This window comes from Pseudomonas cichorii (assembly GCF_015471405.1).
Classification (GTDB): domain Bacteria; phylum Pseudomonadota; class Gammaproteobacteria; order Pseudomonadales; family Pseudomonadaceae; genus Aquipseudomonas; species Aquipseudomonas serbiensis.
In genome coordinates, this window is the sequence record NZ_BLVZ01000002.1 from 377,497 (window position 1) to 397,541 (window position 20,045).

A 20,045-nucleotide genomic window follows, 5' to 3' on the forward strand; every position below is an offset into this window, starting at 1 on the left:
TTGAGTGATGATCAAGGGCAGCCAGCGTCATGGGCTGCCCTTTTTCATGGACGACAGAACATGACAAGTTGTTTCAGGCTGGTGCGCTTTTCAACAGCCTTTCGCATGTAAGCCCTTAAATTTATTTATATTTAAATTTGTCAAGAGGCTTTATTGCAAGATTTTTCAGAAAATGCACCATCAATAGCCATTTCTACCTGAAAGGCCCGAAAATCGGGCGATACGACTTACTATCATTTTCAGCGATGGTAGGTAGCAATCCTATTAACTTCTTAATAATGCCCAGCCGCGTAGCATTGCCTCCATACCGGGATGACAACTCACCCGACCCAAATTGGAGACACCATCATGAAAACCAACAAACTGATTTTCGGCCTCGCTTTCTCTGTTCTGGCTTCGACTGCTTTTGCACTCCCAGCCATCAACACCAATGATTCGTTGAACGCTCCAGTCGTTGCAGAAGGTGGTTCAAACAACACCAACATCGGCCCGAATCGTCAGACTTCCGATGGTGCTGACCGCGTCGGTGCAAATCGTCTGGCTGCTGACGGTGCTGACCGTGTTGGCGCAAACCGCCTGACTTCCGATGGTGCCGACCGCGTTGGTGCAAATCGTCTGGCTGCTGACGGTGCTGATCGTGTTGGCGCAAACCGTCTGACTTCCGATGGCGCTGACCGCGTTGGTGCAAATCGTCTGGCTGCTGACGGTGCTGATCGTGTCGGTGCAAACCGTCTGACTTCCGACGGTGCCGACCACGTTGGTGCAAACCGCCTGGCTGCTGACGGTGCTGATCGTGTCGGTGCAAACCGCCGGGTCTGATACCTCCCGAATGACACCCAAGCCCGGCCAGTGCCGGGCTTTGTTGTTCCTGGGCTCAGGTCTACTATGATCGACTCTCCGAAACCGTGGTTACCAGGAATCAAGCCATGTCAGACGATATTCACTCCTACGAGCCAGCCAAAGGTCATGGCCTGCCGCACGATCCCTTCAACGCTATCGTAGGCCCGCGCCCCATTGGCTGGATTTCTTCCCAGGACGCCGAGGGCAGACTGAATCTCGCACCCTACAGTTTCTTCAACGCCTTCAACTACATTCCCCCAATCATTGGTTTTTGCAGTGTCGGGCGCAAAGACAGCCTCAATAACATCGAGCAGACGGGCGAGTTCGTCTGGAACCTGTCCACACGCTCACTGGCCGAGGCCATGAACCAGAGCTGCGCAGCCGTGCCAGCGGATGTGAATGAGTTTGAACTGGCTGGCCTGACACCACTGGCCTCGAAGATCGTCGCCGTGCCTCGGGTACTGGAAACGCCAGTATCGTTTGAATGCAAGGTCACCCAGATCGTGCAATTGCAGCGCGCCGACAAGGAGCTGGTACCAAGCTGGCTGATTCTGGGGGAAGTGGTGGCGGTACATATCGCCAAGTGGCTGCTCAAGGATGGCGTCTATGACACCGCAGCAGCCGAGCCTATCCTGCGTGGTGGTGGCCCGGCTGACTACTTTCAGTTAGGGCCTGAAGCACTCTTCAAGATGTACCGGCCTACTGTCTGATTACTCGTTTGCCCATACCAGTTCAGCCTCGACATCCACGCCGATCAGCCGCTCAAGCTCCTGAGCCGCGGCCAGATCGGCGTCATGGGCGGTCTTGAACTTTTCTCCCGCCAGAACGGGATGGAAGCGTGGCGCACCACCCGCCTCCAAAGCCTTTACCGCAATCGCCGCGCTGTAACCGCCTTCACCGGGAATGACTGCCGAAACTGCCTCGTACTCATTGAATTCCTTGCGTGCCATGGAAGCGAACCTGTCTGCTGGATAAATCGAAGGGACGCATTCTAATCGGTCTTCGCGAATAAATTCGCTCCTACCGCCTGATCCATAATTCTTGTCCTACAATCACTTCATGTCCTTTTCTGTAGTGGGAATGAGGAATGCACCATGAAAGTGAAAACAAGAAAATGCATGGCTGTATTGGGTGTACTCGCAGTGGTTGGTATATACGCGGCGGGCGCCTATCGCATTGAAATGATTCGCCAGGCACCCAAGGTCGCAATCTGCAGCTTTGGCCATTGCGTACCAACCACTGCAACATTAAGTGCTTTGCGATGATCGACAACCAATAGCACGCGCCTCTTAAACAAAGTCAGCTATCGATTAGCAGGCTATCGGATTAGACTGGCCAACTTCCCCCGCCAGGTTTCGGGCTTTATCTTGACCAGTCTTGCGCACACTACACCGACAATTCGCAGCATTTTATTTGCACTGATGATGGCCGTGTTTCTCAGTGCGCTGGATCAGACGATCGTGGCCGTTTCGATGCCCGCGATCTCTGCTCAATTCAAGGACATCGACCTGCTGGCCTGGGTCATCGCGGCGTATATGGTGGCGCTGACCGTTGCCGTGCCCATCTACGGCAAGCTGGGCGACTTGTATGGGCGGCGCAGGCTGATGCTGTTCGGGCTCGGGCTGTTTACCCTGGCATCGCTGTTTTGCGGGTTTGCGCAAAGCATGGAGCAACTGGTGCTGGCCCGAGTGCTTCAAGGGATCGGGGCTGGCGGCATGGTATCGGTCAGCCAGGCAATCATCGCCGACATAGTCCCGCCCCGCGAACGGGGTCGCTATCAGGGCTATTTCAGCAGCATGTACGCCATTGCCAGTGTCGCCGGCCCTGTATTGGGCGGGCTGATGACCGAATACCTGTCCTGGCGCTGGGTGTTCCTGATCAATCTTCCTCTGGGCATCGTGGCCTGGGTCGTGGCTTACCGTACCTTGAATGGCCTGCCCGTACCGCAACGCAAACCGGTCATCGATTACCTGGGAACAGTGTTGATGATCATCGGCCTGACCAGTCTGTTGCTGGGCATCACCGAAATCGGTCAGGGCCACGGCCTGAGTCGCCCAAGGATTCTGCTACTGCTGGGAATTGCACTGTTCACCCTGGCGCTTTTTGCATGGTACGAGCGCAGAGCGCTGGAACCTCTGCTGCCCATGCACCTGTTTGCCAATCGCAGCGCAGTGCTTTGCTGGAGTGCGGTGTTCTTTACCAGCTTTCAGGCTATCTCGCTGATCGTCCTGATGCCGATGCGTTACCAGACGGTCACCGGCGGGGGAGCCGACAGCGCAGCCCTGCATCTGCTGCCACTGGCGATGGGCATTCCCATCGGCGCCTATTGTGCAGGCCGAAGAACCGCAGTGACCGGCCGTTATCAACCTCTGATCCTGTGCGGCGCGTTACTCATGCCCATCGCCATTCTGGGGATGGCGTTCACTCCCGCGCACTCGATCCTGCTCACCAGCCTGTTCATGGTCCTGACCGGAATTGCCAGCGGCATGCAGTTCCCCACTTCACTGGTCGGTACGCAAAGCGCGGTCGCGATCAAGGATATTGGCGTGGCGACCAGTACCTCCAATCTGTTCCGCTCGCTGGGCGGCGCCGTGGGTGTAGCGATGATGTCCGCTCTGCTGCTGGCCATGCTGCAAGACACGGGGATCGGCCAGCTTCAACCCGGATCGATAAGTGGCGAAGGCAATGCCGGCAATGCGTTGATCGATAGCCTGAACACCGCCAGCGGTCCGGCCCTCGAAGCCTTGCGTGCAGAACTGGCGCTGACCTTCCGTCATTTATTGATGATCAGTGCGGCTGTCTCGCTACTGGGTCTGGCGACGGCACTGGTCATGCCCAACCAACTGCTGCGCGGTGCGGAACAGAAGTAGGCTTCAGTCTTCCTGCTGCGCCCAGAACCATTGGCTGCGTCCAGCCTTGATATGCGCAAATACAGGCATGATTTCGCCCTGATTGAAAAAGCGCCGGGAACGCACCTTGGCATTGCTGAACCAGTAACCGGATCTGGGGCATGGCTCACCGCAATTGACCGGCGGGACGGGCTTTTCGTCGAAACGGGCATACCACTGCGCAGTGGTTTCCTTGGTAAACCCCACACCCGGAACCAGATAAGGGTGAAGGCAGCCGGTATCCTGCAAGCGAATCGGCCTGATGATCTTGTTAAGCACCCTGTAGACATCTGGCGCCTTCCCCTGGCTGCCCAGTTGCGGGACGACTCCTGAACGAATCATCAGGCCATTGCTGTAGGCGTGAAACACAATGTCGCTGCAACCGCTCAACTTGCCGCGCAGAGCATCGCTACCGCCAAGCCGCCGCACGAACGACTCGCCCAATACCGTGTACCAGGCAACGCCCTTGATATGCTCAAGCAGCCGCAGGCTTTCTATATGCGGACCAGGATCGACCATCAGCCCGGCGTATTCCTGAGCAAACTGATACTCCAGCGGCAGATAATGATGCCCGTCCCCCGGTAACACACACGCCAGACCGCCAAACCCGTGTTCGGCCTGAACCTCGCTGCACAGGTATCTGATCCAGGTTTCATAACGCTTCAAGCCATCGGGTTCCGCCAGGTACGACCAGGGCAAAACCATTTTCAGACAGGAACGATCATTCTCTGCCTGTGATTGCGAGGTGTTCATTACAAACAGGCTGTAGGTCGCGACTTCCGCCTGGGTGGCGCTGGCAATCGACCACACGAACTGGGCATCGGGCGAGCTTTGCAGGACCTGACGCCGGCACGAAGCAAACCCCGAGGCCGTAAGACGTCGCATCCGGTTGTAAAGCTGCCATTTGAGCATCGGTTTGAAGGCGCCGTAGAAACGCAGGAAACAGGCCTCGACACGTCGTTTGACCTCTTGCGTATGGCCCTGCTTGAAATACAGCGTTGTGATCAGCCCCAGACGAACGACCGGGACACCTTCAGAGCAATCTACCGCCAGATGTTCAGATTGAGAGGCAAGCCGGGCCAATAACCTCACAGGATCAGATACAGTTTCTGACATCGTCTGTCCTCCCGATGATCCGTCGGATCTGGGAAGCGTCCATGCCAGACATGCAAGGGTCTGCCGTGATCAGGCCTGCCACCCTCTTTTCACAGCCAGACAGGGCTATTTCAATACTGGTGAAGTTGCTGCTGACTTCAGAGCATATGGGCGCAAGATTCAATGAAAACATGCAACCTCCCTCCCGTTTGTTTGTTAAGGGACGAAGATTGAAGGGAGTTTGATAGCGGAGCAATACGCGGAAATCAGTTTGGGAAATCAGCTACATACATCGAGAAATGTCCTACCTAATTCCTACAAAGCAGGTGTCATCCCAAAGCCCCGATGCTCGGCTGGCCAGGCAATACTGACGCCGAAAAGGTAAACGGTGAGTAAACAGCCCGCCAAAGCATGCCGTATTGAAGTTATGTACTGGTCTGCGCGTGCAGGTCAGCGCTATATTGGCCTACCTCACAGCAGGGTTCGCACTCAAGCCCGCAAGGCCGGACTGTACTGCAACATATCCATGCAACTATCGACGAGTTGCTCGGCTTCCCCGGACAGCGAAAAACTGTCAGGCACCAGCAGCCATTGGTAGATGATGCCGTTGATATAGGAAAACAGGCAGATCGAGGCGCGTTTGACGTCCAGAGAGGCCGGTAGCTGTCCCCGGCGCACGGCATTGCTCAATGCCCGGCCGATTCGTTCATGACACAGGATTGCGTTAGCTTGACGCTGACGTCGGAAATCACACATTTCATCCGTGAACTCGCATTTATGGAAAAGGATTTCATTGATGCGACGGGTCTGCGGATCAAGTGCAACTTCATGAAACAAATGAATCAGCAGTTTTCTCATCCAGCCAAGCGGATCGGCTTCAGTTTCACTTTCGCTGGCCTGGGCCATGTCTTCGAGCGGCTCACGGAGGCTGTCGAGCATTGCCTGCACCAGTTCGGCCTTGTTGGTGAAGTGCCAATAAATAGCACCACGAGTCACGCCAGCAAGCGTCGCAATGTCGGCAAGCGTCGTGCGGGCAATGCCGCGGTCATCAAACGCTTGCTCAGCGGCCTGCAGAATATGACTGCGAGTAACCTGGGCTTCCTCTTTGGTGCGGCGGACCATGGCAATAAACCTCAAAGACTTGCGAACCGTGTATCAAGACCTGAAACGTGATCGGGCGGCATTTGGCTGCCTTGTCCCGAGCTTGCAATCACCCCTTCCACACAGCAGATGAGCGGGTAAGAAGATGTTTACAAACAACCGTGAATGTAAGTATATTCATTAGCATGCTACTTATCTAGCCGAAATATTTTTTTACACTCTCCAACTCCCTTGCGTAAACAGGCTCCTGCCCCCGAGGATCTTCATGCAATTCAAGCCAGCTGTTACCGTTCTGGTCACTGCCGTCGCCCTGGCAACACTGCTCAGTGGCTGTAGTAAAAAGGAAGAGGCGGCACCGCCGGCTCAAATTCCTCAGGTCGGCGTAGTCACCCTCAAAGCCCAACCTTATGCACTGACCACCGAACTTCCGGGTCGAACCACAGCCTTCCGTGTTGCTGAAGTTCGTCCACAGGTCAACGGCATCATTCTCAAGCGCCTGTTCACCGAAGGCGGCGATGTAAAAGCTGGCCAGCAGCTGTATCAGATCGACCCGGCGCTTTACGAAGCAACCGCCACCAGCGCACAGGCGACCTTGCAGTCGGCCAAATCACTGGCGGATCGTTACAAGCAACTGGTCAATGAACAAGCAGTGAGCCGTCAGGAATACGACACGGCATTAGCCTCCAGCCAGGAAGCCCAGGCCGCCTTGCAGACCGCCCAGATCAACCTGCGCTACACCAAGGTTCTGGCACCGATCTCCGGTCGTATCGGCCGCTCCGCGGTCACCGAAGGTGCGCTGGTCAGCAGTGCCCAGACCGAAGCCATGGCTACCATCCAGCAACTCGACCCGATCTATGTCGATGTGGTGCAGTCCTCGGCCAACATGCTCAAGCTGCGTGCAGACCTGGAAAGCGGCAAATTGCAGAAGGCAGGCGACAACGCCGCCAAGGTCAAGCTGACTCTGGAAGACTCCAGCGTCTACCCGGTTGAAGGCAAGCTGGAGTTCTCGGAAGTTTCGGTCGACCAAGGCACAGGCTCTGTAACCCTGCGTGCAGTCTTTCCGAACCCCGATCATCGTCTGCTGCCAGGCATGTTCGTTCACGCCCAACTGCAAGCCGGTGTAAGCGCCCAGGCGATCCTCGCACCGCAACAAGGTGTGACCCGCGACCAGAAAGGCACACCGACTGCCCTGATCGTGAACAAGGACAACAAGGTTGAGCTTCGCACTCTGGTTGCCAAGCGCACCGTAGGTAGCGAGTGGCTGATCGAAGAAGGCCTGAACGCCGGTGATCGTGTCATCACCGAAGGCCTGCAATACGTAAGGCCAGGCGCGGAAGTGAAAGTCGCAGAAGCAACCAACGTCAAAGGAGCAAACCCGGCGCCTGCCCCGGCCACTGAAAAAGCCGCAGGCAGCAAAGGGGAGTAACCCATGTCGAAATTCTTTATCGATCGCCCGATTTTCGCCTGGGTAATTGCCCTGGTGATCATGCTGATCGGCTCCTTGTCGATCCTCAGCCTGCCGATCAACCAGTACCCGAGCATCGCGCCGCCAGCCATCGCGATTCAAGTGACCTACCCGGGCGCTTCTGCACAGACCGTGCAGGACACCGTGGTGCAGGTCATCGAGCAGCAGCTCAACGGTATCGACAACCTGCGTTATGTGAGTTCGGAAAGTAACTCCGACGGCAGCATGACCATCACCGCGACCTTCAATCAGGGTACTAACGCAGATACGGCGCAGGTCCAGGTGCAGAACAAGCTGAACCTGGCCACACCGCTGCTACCCCAGGAAGTGCAGCAACAGGGCATCCGCGTAACCAAGTCAGTACGAAACTTCCTGATGGTTATCGGCCTGGTGTCCGAAGATGGCAGCCAGGACAGGGAAGACCTGGCCAACTACATCGTATCGAACATGCAGGACCCGATTTCCCGGACCTCCGGTGTGGGGGACTTCCAGGTCTTTGGCTCCCAATACGCCATGCGTATCTGGCTAGACCCGGCCAAGTTGAACAACTTCCAGTTGACTCCGGTCGATGTCAGCAACGCAATCACGGCTCAGAACGTTCAGGTTTCCTCCGGGCAACTCGGCGGTCTGCCGTCCATTAACGGCCAGCAACTGAACGCCACCATCATCGGCAAGACCCGCCTGCAGACCGCAGAGCAGTTCGGCAATATTCTGCTGAAGGTCAACACCGATGGTTCCCAGGTGCGCATCAAGGATGTTGCCACGGTAGGTCTAGGCTCGGAAAACTACAGTGTCGACTCTCAGTTCAACGGCAAACCGGCTTCTGGCCTTGCGATCAGGCTGGCCCCCGGTGCCAACGCACTAGACACCGCCAAGGCCATCCGCAAGACCGTTTCATCCCTTGAGCCGTTCTTCCCGCCGGGCATGAAAGTCGTTTACCCGTATGACACCACTCCAGTGGTCAGCGAGTCGATTTCCGGGGTTGTTCATACCCTGGGCGAAGCGATTGTCCTGGTGTTCCTGGTGATGTACCTGTTCCTGCAGAACTTCCGCGCCACGGTCATCACCACATTGACCGTTCCGGTGGTATTGCTGGGTACTTTCGGTATCCTCGCGGCCTTCGGTTTCACCATCAACACCCTGACCATGTTCGGCATGATCCTGGCCATCGGCTTGCTGGTGGACGACGCCATCGTCGTGGTGGAAAACGTCGAACGGGTCATGGCAGAAGAAAAACTGTCGCCCCGACAGGCAACCATCAAGTCCATGGAGCAGATCCAGGGCGCACTGGTGGGTATTGCACTGGTTCTGTCGGCGGTTCTGCTGCCAATGGCGTTCTTCGGTGGCTCCACCGGGGTGATCTATAAACAGTTCTCGATCACCATCGTTTCGGCGATGGCGCTATCGGTCGTGGTGGCCCTGATCTTCACCCCTGCCCTTTGCGCCACGATGCTCAAGCCGATCGATCACGAGAAGCATGGTCAACCCAAGCGTGGATTCTTCGGCTGGTTCAACCGCACCTTCGACCGCAGCGTAGAAAGCTACGAGCGCGGCGTGGGCAATATGCTCAAGCATAAATTCCCGGCGTACCTGGGCTATGTCCTGATCTGCGTTGGCATGATCTGGATGTTCACTCGCATTCCGGCCGCGTTCCTGCCTGAAGAAGACCAGGGCGTTCTCTTCGTCCAGGTCCAGACGCCGGCGGGTTCGTCGTCTGAGCGCACGCAAGAAGTCATCGACAAGATGCGCGAACACCTGCTGACCAAAGAAAGCGGGGCCGTCAAATCGGTGTTCACGGTCAACGGTTTCAACTTCGCCGGTCGCGGCCAGAGCTCTGCGATTGCGTTCGTGATGCTCAAGCCATGGGATGAGCGTTCGGCTGAAAACAGCGTCTTCGAGCTGGCCAAGCGTGCCCAGGCACACTTCTTCAGCTTCCGCGATGCCATGGTGTTTGCCGTAGTACCTCCATCGGTTCTGGAACTGGGTAACGCCACCGGTTTCGACGTTTACCTGCAAGACCAGGGTGGCGTAGGCCATGAGAAACTCATGGAAGCCCGCAACCAGTTCCTGGGCATGGCGTCCCAGAGCAAGGTTCTGGCAGGCGTCCGCCCCAACGGCCTGAACGATGAGCCTCAGTACCAGTTGCTGATCGATGACGAGCGCGCCAGCGCCCTGGGCATCACGCTGTCGGACATCAACAGTACGCTGTCGATTGCAATGGGTGGCCGCTATATCAACGACTTCATCGACCGTGGTCGTGTCAAAAGGGTCTACCTGCAGGGCGACTCTGGCGCACGAATGTCACCGGAAGACCTGAACAAGTGGTATGTGCGCAACAGTGCAGGCGAGATGGTGCCGTTCTCGGCATTTGCCAGCGGCAAGTGGGTCTACGGCTCGCCTAAACTGTCGCGCTACAACGGCGTGGCGGCAGAGGAAATTCTCGGTACACCGGCCCCTGGCTACAGTACTGGTCAAGCCATGGCCGAAGTGGAAGCACTGGCCAAGAAACTGCCACCAGGCATCGGCATCTCCTGGACAGGTCTGTCCTTCGAGGAACGTCTGTCCGGCTCGCAGGCACCTGCGCTGTATGCTCTTTCCCTGCTGGTGGTCTTCCTCTGTCTGGCGGCCCTGTATGAAAGCTGGTCGATTCCGATCGCGGTCATGCTGGTCGTGCCACTGGGCGTCATCGGTGCGTTGATGGCAACCAGCTTGCGCGGCCTGTCCAACGACGTGTTCTTCCAGGTAGGGTTGCTGGTGACAGTCGGTCTGGCTGCGAAGAACGCCATTCTGATCGTGGAGTTCGCCAAGGAGCTTCACGAACAGGGCAAGAGTCTGGTCGACGCTGCAATTGAGGCTTGCCGGATGCGCCTGCGTCCGATCATCATGACCTCCATGGCCTTCATCCTGGGTGTTGTCCCACTGACAATTTCCACGGGCGCAGGCTCGGGCAGCCAACACTCGATTGGTACAGGCGTAATTGGCGGTATGATCACTGCCGTTGTTCTGGCCATCTTCTGGGTGCCACTGTTCTTTGTATCGATATCGTCGCTCTTCAAGAGCAAGCAGAAACCTATCTCTCACGATGAGGCTGGCCAATGAGCAAGTCCCTGATTTCTCTGGCAGTAACCGCGTTCATTCTCAGCGGTTGCTCTTTGATTCCTGAGTACAAGCAACCAGAATCACCGGTTGCAGCGCAGTACCCGCAAGGTCCTGCGTACCTGCCAGCCGAGACCGCCGAAAGAGCTGCCGCCGAACAAGGCTGGCGTCAGTTCTTCCGTGACCCGGCATTGCAACAACTGATCCAGTCCGCTCTGGTCAACAACCGCGACCTGCGTGTCGCGGCACTGAACATCGACGCTTACCGTGCGCAATACCGCATCCAGCGTTCCGACCTGTTCCCGGCCGTCTCGGCAAATGCCACGGGCTCACGCCAGCGCGTGCCAGCCGACATGTCCACCAGTGGCGAGGCTGGTATCACCAGTTCCTACTCGGCAAACCTGGGTATCAGTTCCTATGAACTGGATCTGTTCGGTCGTGTTCGCAGCCTCAGCGATCAGGCCTTGCAGACTTACTTCGCCAGCGAAGAAGCACGCCGCAGCACACAGATCAGCCTGGTGGCCAACGTCGCCAACGCTTACCTGACCTGGCAGGCCGACAAGGAACTGCTCAAGCTGACGCAGGAAACCCTCAAGACCTACGAGGAAAGCTATCGCCTGACTTCGCGCAGCAATGAAGTGGGTGTCGCTTCGGCTCTGGACCTGAGCCAGTCGCGTACCTCGGTTGAAAGTGCCAAGGCCAGACTGGCCCAGTACCAACGACTGGTCGCACAGGATCAGAACAACCTGACCTTGCTGCTGGGCTCTGCCCTGCCTGACAACCTTCCCGAAGCGCAGCCTCTGTCTGCCGACCTGCTGACCGAAATGCCGGTCGGCCTGCCGTCTGACCTGCTGCAGCGCCGTCCGGATATCCTGCAGGCCGAACATAACCTGCTGGCCGCCAACGCCAATATCGGTGCAGCACGTGCCGCGTTCTTCCCGAGCATCACGCTGACGGCCAATGCCGGTACAGCCAGCCCTGACCTGTCCGGTTTGTTCAAGGGCGGCTCGGGCACATGGTTGTTCCAGCCAAGCATCAACCTGCCGATCTTCAACGCCGGCAACCTGCGCGCCAGCCTGGATTACTCCAAGATCCAGAAGGAAATCAACGTCGCCAACTATGAGAAGGCGATTCAGACTGCGTTCCAGGAAGTCTCCGACGGCCTGGCCTCGCGCAAGACCTATAACGAGCAGCTTCAGGCGCAGCGCGATTTCGTCACTGCCAACCAGGACTACTACCGTCTTGCCGAGCGTCGCTACCGCATCGGGATCGACAGCAACCTGACGTTCCTTGACGCACAGCGCTCGCTGTTCAGCGCGCAACAGACGCTGATCACTGATCGTCTGTCGCAGCTCACCAGCGAGGTCAACCTGTACAAGGCCCTCGGTGGCGGCTGGTACGAGCAGACCAGCAGCGCGGAACCTATCGCCAAAGAGAAGCCGTCAGTTCAATTGTTCTGATCGGCATCCACAAAAAAACCACCCTGACGGGTGGTTTTTTTATGCCCTGAAAAACGCAATCAGTGATCGTGATGCAGATACGCTGGCTGCTTCGGCAAGCGCAGGCTGAACAGGAAAGCCACTACCATCATCGCCGTCACGTACCAATAGAAGGTGTTTTCCATGCCGTTGCTCTTGAAGCTCAGAGCGACGTATTCGGCCGAACCGCCAAATAGAGCGTTGGCCACTGCGTAAGCCAGGCCGACACCCAGCGCACGCACTTGGGGCGGGAACATTTCGGCTTTTACCAGACCGCTGATGGATGTGTAGAAACTGACAATCGCCAGTGCCAGGGTAATCAACACGAAAGCAACGAACGGGCTGGTGTTGCTTTTCAGGGTCATCAGAATGGGCACGGTGCAAAGTGCGCCCAGCGCGCCGAACCACAACATCGAGTTACGACGCCCGATCCTGTCTGCCAGCATGCCGAAAAACGGCTGCATGCACATGTACAGAAACAGCGCGCCGGTCATGATGTAGCTGGCGGTCTTGGGTTCCATACCGCCTGTGTTGACCAGATACTTCTGCATGTAAGTGGTGAAGGTGTAGAAAATCAGCGAGCCACCCGCGGTGTATCCCAGTACGGTGATAAACGCCGACTTGTGATGCTTGAACAGCGCCGCAATACTTCCGGCGTCCTTGTCCTGACGGCTTTCGGCAGTGGTCGTTTCATTGAGGGTGCGGCGCAGCAGCAAGGCAATCACCGCAGCACAGGCACCGATCACGAACGGGATACGCCAGCCGTAGTCGCGCAGCTCTTCAGTGGTGAGAAACTGCTGCAGGATCACCACCGTCAGCACTGCCAGCAACTGGCCGCCAATCAGGGTCACGTACTGAAAGGACGCATAGAAACCGCGCTTGCCGCGCAGTGCGACTTCACTCATGTAAGTGGCCGTGGTGCCGTATTCACCACCCACCGACAACCCTTGCAGCAGACGCGCCATCAGCAATAACGCAGGAGCCCAGGCACCAATCGTGGCATAGGTCGGCAAACAGGCAATGATCAGCGACCCGGCGCACATCATGGTTACCGAGATCAGCATCGAGTTCTTGCGGCCATGCTTGTCGGCCACACGTCCGAACAGCCAACCGCCGATCGGCCGCATCAAAAACCCGGCCGCGAACACCCCGGCGGTATTGAGCAACTGAACGGTAGGATCATCCGAAGGAAAGAACGCCGGAGCAAAGTAAATGGCGCAGAAGGCGTAGATATAGAAGTCGAACCACTCGACAAGATTGCCGGAAGAGGCGCCTACGATGGCAAAGATTCGCTTGCTGCGCTCTTCGCCGGTATAAGGCGTTTCCGTCGTGTTTGTAGTTGTCATTGTTTCCCCATCCTGATTAGGCGACTAGAAACAATCTGTAACACTCAAGCCCGACAAGTACAACCATCCCGGCATTGCAAACCACACACTTCTGTTGAATGCACCGGCTTCTCGCGAATGAATTCACTCCTACCTAGCCACCGTAGGAGCGAATTCATTCGCGATGCGGTATTCCAAACGACATATATCTATCGAATATGCCGCCCCCTCGCGAATGAATTCGCTCCTACGCGGGTTGTACTTCGATTGCCAGCGCCAGCCCCTGCCCTACTCCTACGCACATGGTCGCCAGACCTTTGCGGCCGCCGGTCTTTTCCAGTTGGTGCAAGGCCGTCAACACCAGTCGGGCGCCACTCATGCCCAGTGGATGCCCCAGCGCAATCGCACCACCGTTCGGGTTGACCTGAGGTGCGTCATCGGCAAGCCCCAGTTCACGCAGCACTGCAAGCCCCTGGCTGGCGAAGGCTTCGTTGAGTTCGATGACATCGAAATCGGAAACAGCCAGCCCAAGACGCTCGACCAGTTTGCGTACCGCCGGGACCGGGCCGATGCCCATCACCCGAGGTGCAACACCGGCGCTGGCCATGCCCAGAATCCGTGCCCGAGGCGTCAGGCCATGCTTCTTGACGGCTTCGGCCGAAGCCAGAATCAAGGCTGCCGCGCCGTCGTTGACGCCCGAGGCATTGCCAGCGGTAACGGTTTTTTCCGGACCGTTGACAGGCTTGAGCCGGGCCAGCGTTTCCAGACTGGTGTCGGCGCGTGGATGTTCATCCTTGTCGACGATGGTTTCGCCCTTCTTGTGAGCGACCCGCACCGGCACGATCTCCTCCTCGAAAAAGCCCGCAGCCTGAGCAACGGCGGTGCGTTGCTGGCTGCGCAGGGCGAAAGCGTCCTGATCGGCTCGAGAAATCTTGAAGTCATCCGCCACGTTGTCGGCGGTTTCCGGCATGGAATCGACACCGTATGCAGCCTTCATGGCCGGATTGACGAAGCGCCAGCCGATGGTGGTGTCTTCCAGCTTCATGTTGCGCGAGAACGCTGCATCGGCCTTACCCATGACAAACGGTGCGCGCGACATCGACTCGACGCCACCGGCAATCGCCAATTCCATCTCGCCTGCGGCAATGGCACGGAAGGCGGTGCCGATAGCGTCCATGCCCGAAGCGCACAACCGATTGAGGGTCACGCCGGGAATGCTCGGCGGCAGGCCCGCCAGCAGAGCGGCCATGCGCGCAACGTTGCGGTTGTCTTCGCCTGCCTGGTTGGCGCAGCCAAGAAACACCTCGTCGACCTCCTCCCAGTTGACCGACGGGTTGCGCTCTATCAGAGCCTTGATCGGCACGGCCGCCAGGTCGTCGGCACGCACCGAAGACAGGCCACCGCCAAAACGTCCGATAGGAGTACGAATCGCATCGCAGATAAAGACGTCACGCATCATGCTTCTCCTGCAACCTGACCGTGAGCCGCCGCGGTTCGAGCTTCCAGCTCACGCAGGGCATTGAGTTCCACGTCAGTGGGCTCTTCGGAGTAAACGACCTGCTCGGCAAAACGGATTTCCCAGCCGGTGGCCGCAATGACCTGTTCACGAGTGACACCCGGATGCAGCGTAGTCACAACGAATTCGTTGGTGCCGGTTTCCGGCTCCATGATGCACAGGTCCGTGATGATCCCTACAGGTCCCGCACCCGGCAGCCCAAGGCGCTTGCGCGAGTCGCCGCCTTCGCCATGGCCGACAGAGGTCACGAAGTCGAGCTTGTTGACGAACGAGCGGGCCGACTGCTTGAGAATGATCAGTACAGACTTGGCAGAACCGGCGATTTCCGGCGCGCCACCGGCACCCGGCAAGCGGACTTTCGGGTTGTGGTAATCGCCCACGACCGTGGTGTTGATATTGCCGAAACGGTCGACCTGAGCCGCCCCCAGAAAGCCCACATCCACGCGCCCGCCTTGCAACCAGTAACGGAAGATTTCGCTGGTGGCGACCACGGTGTCAGCCGTTTCGGCCAACTCGCCATCACCAATCGACAGCGGCAATACGCTCGGCTTGGCACCAATCGGGCCGGACTCGTAGATAAGCACCACATCCGGCGAAGAGGTCAGGCGCGCAAGGTTCGCAGCCTTGGAAGGCAGGCCGATGCCCACGAAACAGACCGCGCCATTACGCAAGCGGCGGGCGGCGGCAATAGTCATCATTTCACTGGTGGTGTAAGTCATTATTTTGCCTCCGCAGCGCTGGCCAACTTGCTCTGGAACTCACTGAAATCCGCCGTGCCATGAATGTATTCGGCAATCCAGGCGGTGAAACTCTCGCGGTCCCGGGCAATAGGGTCCCAGGCTTGATAGAAAGGATTGTCCCGCTCGTAGTAGCCGTGGGCGTAGGACGGATGCGCACCGCCCGGCACAAGACAGACAGCGCTCAACGCCCAGGTCGGCAATACGCAGGAGTTCATCGGAGCCTTGAGGTCGTCGACTATTTCTTCGACCGTCACGATGCAGCGCTTGGCAGACAGGGCCGCTTCCTTTTGCGCACCGAGAATGCCCCACAGCAGCACGTTGCCCTTGCGGTCGGCTTTCTGGGCGTGGATCACCGTGACATCCGGGCGCACCGAAGGCACGGCAGCCAGCACTTCACCGGTAAACGGACAGGTCACGGTCTTGATAAGCGGGTTGACCTTGGGCAAGTCGGAGCCGGCGTAAGCACGCAGCACTGCGAACGGCAAACCCGACGCACCGGCCACGTAGGCGTTGGCCAGGTCGGCATGGCTGTGCTCTTCGATTTCAATCGCATGAGGCCACTGTTTTTCGACCGCATCACGCAAACGGTGCAAAGAGCCAACGCCCGGATTACCGCCCCACGAAAAAATCAGCCGTTTCGCACAACCGGCACCGATCAATTGGTCGTAGATCAAATCCGGCGTCATACGGACCAGCGTCAGGTCTTTTTTGCCCTGACGAATGATTTCATGACCAGCAGCCGTAGGAATCAAATGCGTGAAGCCTTCCAGTGCAACGGTATCGCCGTCGTTGACCAGTTGCTTCACTGCATCGCGTAGAGAAAGAATTTCAGCCATGAGGTGCTCCCGAACCCAACATCACGTTCAATGATCAGCGCGAAGAGCGCCGCAATGAAAATGAGGTTATGCCTGAGCACGGTCGCAAACAATCCGATAATCGACTAAGCGTTCGATAATCGAACGCATTAAAAAGCGACTACAGCGATCAGGTAAACAGTTGCGTGCTCAAGTCCCGGCTCGCATCGAGCATGATCGGCAAGAACCGCTGCTCCAGCTCGCTGCGGGCCACTCGCCCGGCACTGGTGCTGACATTCAGCGCAGCCAGCACCTGACCCGATGCGTCATAAACAGGTACGGCAATCGAGCGCAGCCCTTGCTCCAGTTCCTGATCGACGATGCACCAGCCTTGCTGGCGAACCAGTTGCAGACATTCGAGAAGTGCTTCGGGAGTGCGAATGGTGCGGCTGGTCTTGGGCTGTAAATCCACATGATCCAGATATTCACGCAACGACACATCATCCAGCGCCGCCAGCAGGATACGTCCCATGGACGTGCAATAAGCCGGCAAGCGACCACCGACAGACAGATCGACGGAAATGAGCCGCTGGGTGGTTGCCGAGCGGGCGATATAAAGAATGTCATCGCCTTCGAGGGTCGCCATGTTGCAGGCCTCATGCAGCATATCGCTCATGCGGTCCAGATAAGGCTGGGAAGAAACCGCCAGAGGGGTCGAGGACAGATAGGCATGACCCAGTGTCAGGACCTTGGGCAACAATGAGTAGGTTCGACCGTCTGTCGTCGCGTAACCCAGCTTGATCAGCGTATGCAGACAACGCCGAACCGCAGCCCGGGGAATTTCCGTGCGATGGCTGATCTGGGCAATGGTCAGATGCCGCTTGCGCTCCTGGAAGGCATGAATCACTGCCAGGCCACGTGCCAGTGACGTCATGAAATCGGGGTCGCCGGTCAGTGCCTGAATACGTTTTGCAGGCGATGCCACGATAGGCGGTGCCAGCGATGCAAAAGAATTACGCAGTTCATCATTATTCATTGCCAACACCTCTGTAACAGCTCTCAGGCCTTGTAAACCGCTGGCTTCAGCCCCTTTTCAAGGGGTTCTGCGAAGCCCGGATTGTGCGATTATCGAACCAATGGCCGATAATCGCAATTGACCCGTCGCAAATATACTTATACCTTTACGTCTGCCATGAAGTGACTTCTTGGAAATCCTGGTCAGGTACCCACTAAGAAGTCCAAGGCAGCGGCCTTGCCCACGAAGCAAGGCCGTTTTCATTAGAGCGATCCAGACTGCGACATCCTGACGCACCCCTCAATGATCACTCGATAAATCGCCTCTCTCATTTTCATTTGAATTTTGTCGCCAGTATTCTGTCCCGGCGCATCAGACTTTCATCGATGAAAGTTCTGTCATATTCATTACTCACCAAAACTTCGGAAGAGTCTCACAAAAAAAACAATATTCATGAAATCTCATGGCGTCCGGACAACGCCTATAGTTGACGAGACTGAACTTCTTGGAGATAGTATCGATCACTTGATTGGCGATACCTTGCCCTCCTGCGCAACATGCAGTTAATTTTTCGGTGCAAGGACCAGTCAACGTTAAGCATTAGCGCCCAACCCAAAAACGAATGTCGCTACGACAGCTGTTTTTTCTGGTGCCCCGTAGCCGCGAGCAGCAACGTGTCAAAGGCCTTGTGAAAAAGCCGGAATCCCTGCGTGGCCAGACAGCCACGAATGTATTTCGCCGGTCAGCTCACACGAGCGAACACTTTTGCGTGCTCAGCGTTATCACCAGACTCAATTGACTTAGATCAGGTAACTCAGTGACTAAAGATGAACTGCGCGCGGAACTTGAGCGCCAGGAGCAACGTTACAAGGATGTCTACGGCGGGGAAGTCACCACCTATGCCGCGCAACCCGAACCGGAACGCAAGCCTTGGCGTAAAAGAGCCAGTCTTCTGGATCAGGCTTTCAAACAAGAGTTGCAGAAGATGGAAAAAGACCTGAAAGAAGAGACATAGGTCTGAACGGGCTTCAGCCGTTCGCCCAGACCTGAAAATGCCAGCCACACAGGCGTCACCGTCCCATTGAGCAATCATTCGGGCACCTGTGGCATGCCTTTTTTTTGACTTTAATCGATACCAATCAGCGGCTGGCAAGTCGATCCGTATTTTTTCTGTCATAATCGCGCCCCCTTCAGACCGGGTCAGAAAACCTACATGATCGATTTATTCAGCGGGCTAGATGCTTGGGTGTTAGTGAGCCTGTTGCTCGCCCTGGCATTCGTCCTAACGTTCGAGTTCATCAACGGCTTTCATGACACCGCCAACGCGGTGGCGACAGTCATTTACACCAAGGCAATGCCGCCTCATCTGGCCGTGTTCTTCTCGGGTGTGTTCAACTTTCTCGGCGTCCTGCTGGGCGGTGTCGGCGTGGCCTATGCCATCGTCCACCTGCTTCCGGTGGAAATGCTGATCAACGTCAACACAGGACACGGGCTGGCGATGGTGTTCTCGCTGCTGGCTGCCGCGATCGCCTGGAACCTGGGGACGTGGTACTTCGGTATCCCGGCATCGAGTTCCCATACGCTGATCGGCTCGATCCTTGGCGTGGGTCTGGCCAACGCCCTGATCAACGACATCCCCCTGAGCGAGGGCGTCAACTGGCAGAAAGCGATGGATATCGGCGCATCGCTGGTGTTCTCGCCACTGGCTGGCTTCCTGGTGGCGGGCCTGGTGCTCATCGCACTGAAATGGTGGCGCCCCCTGTCCAAGATGCACAAGACGCCTGAACAGCGTCGCAAGATCGACGACAAGAAGCACCCACCGTTCTGGAACCGTCTGGTACTGGTCATTTCGGCCATGGCCGTCAGCTTTGTACACGGCTCCAACGATGGCCAGAAAGGTATCGGCCTGATCATGCTGGTATTGATCGGTATCGTGCCAAGCCAGTTCGTACTGGACCTCAACAGCACGACCTACCAGATCGAGCGCACCCGGGATGCAACCCTGCACCTGAGCCAGTTCTATCAGCGCAACAGCAACACGCTGGGCGAATACCTGGCCATGGGCAAGTCGTTCAAGGGCGACCTGCCATCCAGTTCCGCATGTAACCCGGAGCAGACCGAGCCAACCATCGACGCACTGCTCGACACATTGAAAGGCGTTGCCGATTACCACTCGCTGTCTTCCGAGCAACGCATCGAGGTACGTCGCTACCTGCTTTGCCTGGATGACACTGCACGCAAGGTCGGCAAGTTGCCAAACCTGGGCGCTCGTGAAAAATCCGACCTGGAAAAACTTCGCAAGGACCTGACCGGTACGACCGAATACGCACCGTTCTGGGTAATCCTGGCCGTTGCACTGGCGCTGGGTATCGGCACCATGGTCGGCTGGAAACGTGTGGTACTGACCATTGGCGAGAAGATCGGCAAGCAAGGCATGACTTACGCTCAAGGCATGTCTGCGCAGATCACCACAGCCTGCGCAATTGGTATGGCCAACATCTTCAGCCTGCCCGTTTCGACCACCCACATCCTGTCGTCGGGTGTTGCCGGAACCATGGTTGCCAACAGGAGCGGCCTGCAAGGCGGCACCGTACGTACGATTCTGCTGGCCTGGGTCCTGACCCTTCCAGCCACTGTCGCACTGTCGGCCTGTCTGTTCTGGCTCGCGTCCAAAGCGCTGGCCTGATGCTCC

The 20,045-nt window shown here is 57.2% G+C and carries 17 protein-coding genes; 9 read left to right on the forward strand and 8 right to left on the reverse strand.

All coding sequences use genetic code 11. The features are described from left to right. Window positions 1–348 precede the first annotated feature (348 nt). Together JL015_RS03640 and JL015_RS03645 are read left to right on the forward strand one after the other, a co-directional pair. Window positions 349–819: a hypothetical protein gene (locus tag JL015_RS03640; protein WP_201017438.1), complete on the forward strand. Its 471-nt coding sequence runs from the start codon at window positions 349–351 to the stop codon at window positions 817–819. A 107-nt stretch (window positions 820–926) separates the two neighbouring features. Next, window positions 927–1,550, forward strand: coding sequence for a flavin reductase family protein (locus JL015_RS03645; protein ID WP_201000219.1), 624 nt, complete (start codon window positions 927–929; stop codon window positions 1,548–1,550). On the opposite strand, the gene JL015_RS03650 is transcribed toward JL015_RS03645, so the two are convergent. Further along, window positions 1,551–1,790 carry a hypothetical protein gene (locus JL015_RS03650; RefSeq protein WP_201000220.1) on the reverse strand — a complete coding sequence of 80 codons (240 nt, stop codon included), beginning with the start codon at window positions 1,788–1,790 and terminating at the stop codon, window positions 1,551–1,553. A gap of 144 nt (window positions 1,791–1,934) precedes the next feature. On the opposite strand from JL015_RS03650, the gene JL015_RS03655 reads away from it, so the two are divergent. Further along, window positions 1,935–2,105 (forward strand): hypothetical protein, encoded by a 171-nt coding sequence (locus JL015_RS03655; protein WP_201017439.1) that lies wholly within the window; start codon window positions 1,935–1,937, stop codon window positions 2,103–2,105. A gap of 102 nt (window positions 2,106–2,207) precedes the next feature. After that, window positions 2,208–3,710 carry an MDR family MFS transporter gene (locus tag JL015_RS03660; protein ID WP_201017440.1) on the forward strand — a complete coding sequence of 501 codons (1,503 nt, stop codon included), beginning with the start codon at window positions 2,208–2,210 and terminating at the stop codon, window positions 3,708–3,710. 3 nt (window positions 3,711–3,713) lie between these two features. Here JL015_RS03660 and JL015_RS03665 read toward each other — a convergent pair whose 3' ends face one another. Together JL015_RS03665 and JL015_RS03670 are read right to left on the reverse strand one after the other, a co-directional pair. Continuing rightward, complete coding sequence (locus JL015_RS03665; RefSeq protein ID WP_201017441.1) at window positions 3,714–4,844, reverse strand: DUF3396 domain-containing protein; 1,131 nt, start codon at window positions 4,842–4,844, stop codon at window positions 3,714–3,716. A gap of 468 nt (window positions 4,845–5,312) precedes the next feature. Then, on the reverse strand, window positions 5,313–5,945 hold the full coding sequence (locus JL015_RS03670; RefSeq protein WP_201000224.1) for a TetR family transcriptional regulator: 633 nt from the start codon (window positions 5,943–5,945) through the stop codon (window positions 5,313–5,315). A gap of 244 nt (window positions 5,946–6,189) precedes the next feature. Here JL015_RS03670 and JL015_RS03675 point away from each other — a divergent pair, with 244 nt between their 5' ends. The 3 genes from JL015_RS03675 to JL015_RS03685 are packed head-to-tail and all read left to right on the forward strand — an operon-like array spanning window position 6,190 to window position 11,945. Further along, entirely contained in the window at window positions 6,190–7,350 is a 1,161-nt protein-coding gene (locus tag JL015_RS03675; RefSeq protein WP_201000225.1) for an efflux RND transporter periplasmic adaptor subunit, read from the forward strand. Between the two features lie 3 nt (window positions 7,351–7,353). Next, on the forward strand, window positions 7,354–10,488 hold the full coding sequence (locus JL015_RS03680; protein WP_201017442.1) for an efflux RND transporter permease subunit: 3,135 nt from the start codon (window positions 7,354–7,356) through the stop codon (window positions 10,486–10,488). Then, window positions 10,485–11,945: an AdeC/AdeK/OprM family multidrug efflux complex outer membrane factor gene (locus tag JL015_RS03685; protein ID WP_201000227.1), complete on the forward strand. Its 1,461-nt coding sequence runs from the start codon at window positions 10,485–10,487 to the stop codon at window positions 11,943–11,945. The genes JL015_RS03680 and JL015_RS03685 overlap by 4 nt, the downstream gene beginning before the upstream one ends. A gap of 59 nt (window positions 11,946–12,004) precedes the next feature. On the opposite strand, the gene JL015_RS03690 is transcribed toward JL015_RS03685, so the two are convergent. The 5 genes from JL015_RS03690 to pcaR all read right to left on the reverse strand — a co-directional run bounded on the left by JL015_RS03690 (window position 12,005) and on the right by pcaR (window position 17,374). Then, window positions 12,005–13,309 carry an MFS family transporter gene (locus JL015_RS03690; RefSeq protein ID WP_201017443.1) on the reverse strand — a complete coding sequence of 435 codons (1,305 nt, stop codon included), beginning with the start codon at window positions 13,307–13,309 and terminating at the stop codon, window positions 12,005–12,007. A 226-nt stretch (window positions 13,310–13,535) separates the two neighbouring features. Then, the gene (gene pcaF / locus JL015_RS03695; protein WP_201017444.1) at window positions 13,536–14,747 is read right to left on the reverse strand and encodes a 3-oxoadipyl-CoA thiolase; all 1,212 of its coding nucleotides are present in this window, start codon (window positions 14,745–14,747) and stop codon (window positions 13,536–13,538) included. Then, complete coding sequence (locus JL015_RS03700) at window positions 14,744–15,523, reverse strand: CoA-transferase subunit beta (protein WP_374063363.1); 780 nt, start codon at window positions 15,521–15,523, stop codon at window positions 14,744–14,746. The genes pcaF and JL015_RS03700 overlap by 4 nt, the downstream gene beginning before the upstream one ends. Then, window positions 15,523–16,380, reverse strand: a complete 858-nt coding sequence (locus JL015_RS03705; protein WP_201000230.1) for a CoA transferase subunit A — start codon at window positions 16,378–16,380, stop codon at window positions 15,523–15,525. Before JL015_RS03705 ends, JL015_RS03700 begins: the two co-directional genes overlap by 1 nt. Before the next feature lie 148 nt (window positions 16,381–16,528). After that, the gene (gene pcaR, locus JL015_RS03710; RefSeq protein WP_117165915.1) at window positions 16,529–17,374 is read right to left on the reverse strand and encodes a pca regulon transcriptional regulator PcaR; all 846 of its coding nucleotides are present in this window, start codon (window positions 17,372–17,374) and stop codon (window positions 16,529–16,531) included. A gap of 796 nt (window positions 17,375–18,170) precedes the next feature. On the opposite strand from pcaR, the gene JL015_RS03715 reads away from it, so the two are divergent. Then, window positions 18,171–18,368 carry a hypothetical protein gene (locus JL015_RS03715; protein WP_201017445.1) on the forward strand — a complete coding sequence of 66 codons (198 nt, stop codon included), beginning with the start codon at window positions 18,171–18,173 and terminating at the stop codon, window positions 18,366–18,368. Between the two features lie 198 nt (window positions 18,369–18,566). After that, a complete protein-coding gene (locus JL015_RS03720; RefSeq protein ID WP_201000231.1) occupies window positions 18,567–20,039 on the forward strand; it encodes an inorganic phosphate transporter in 1,473 nt (490 codons plus the stop codon). Window positions 20,040–20,045 lie beyond the last annotated feature (6 nt).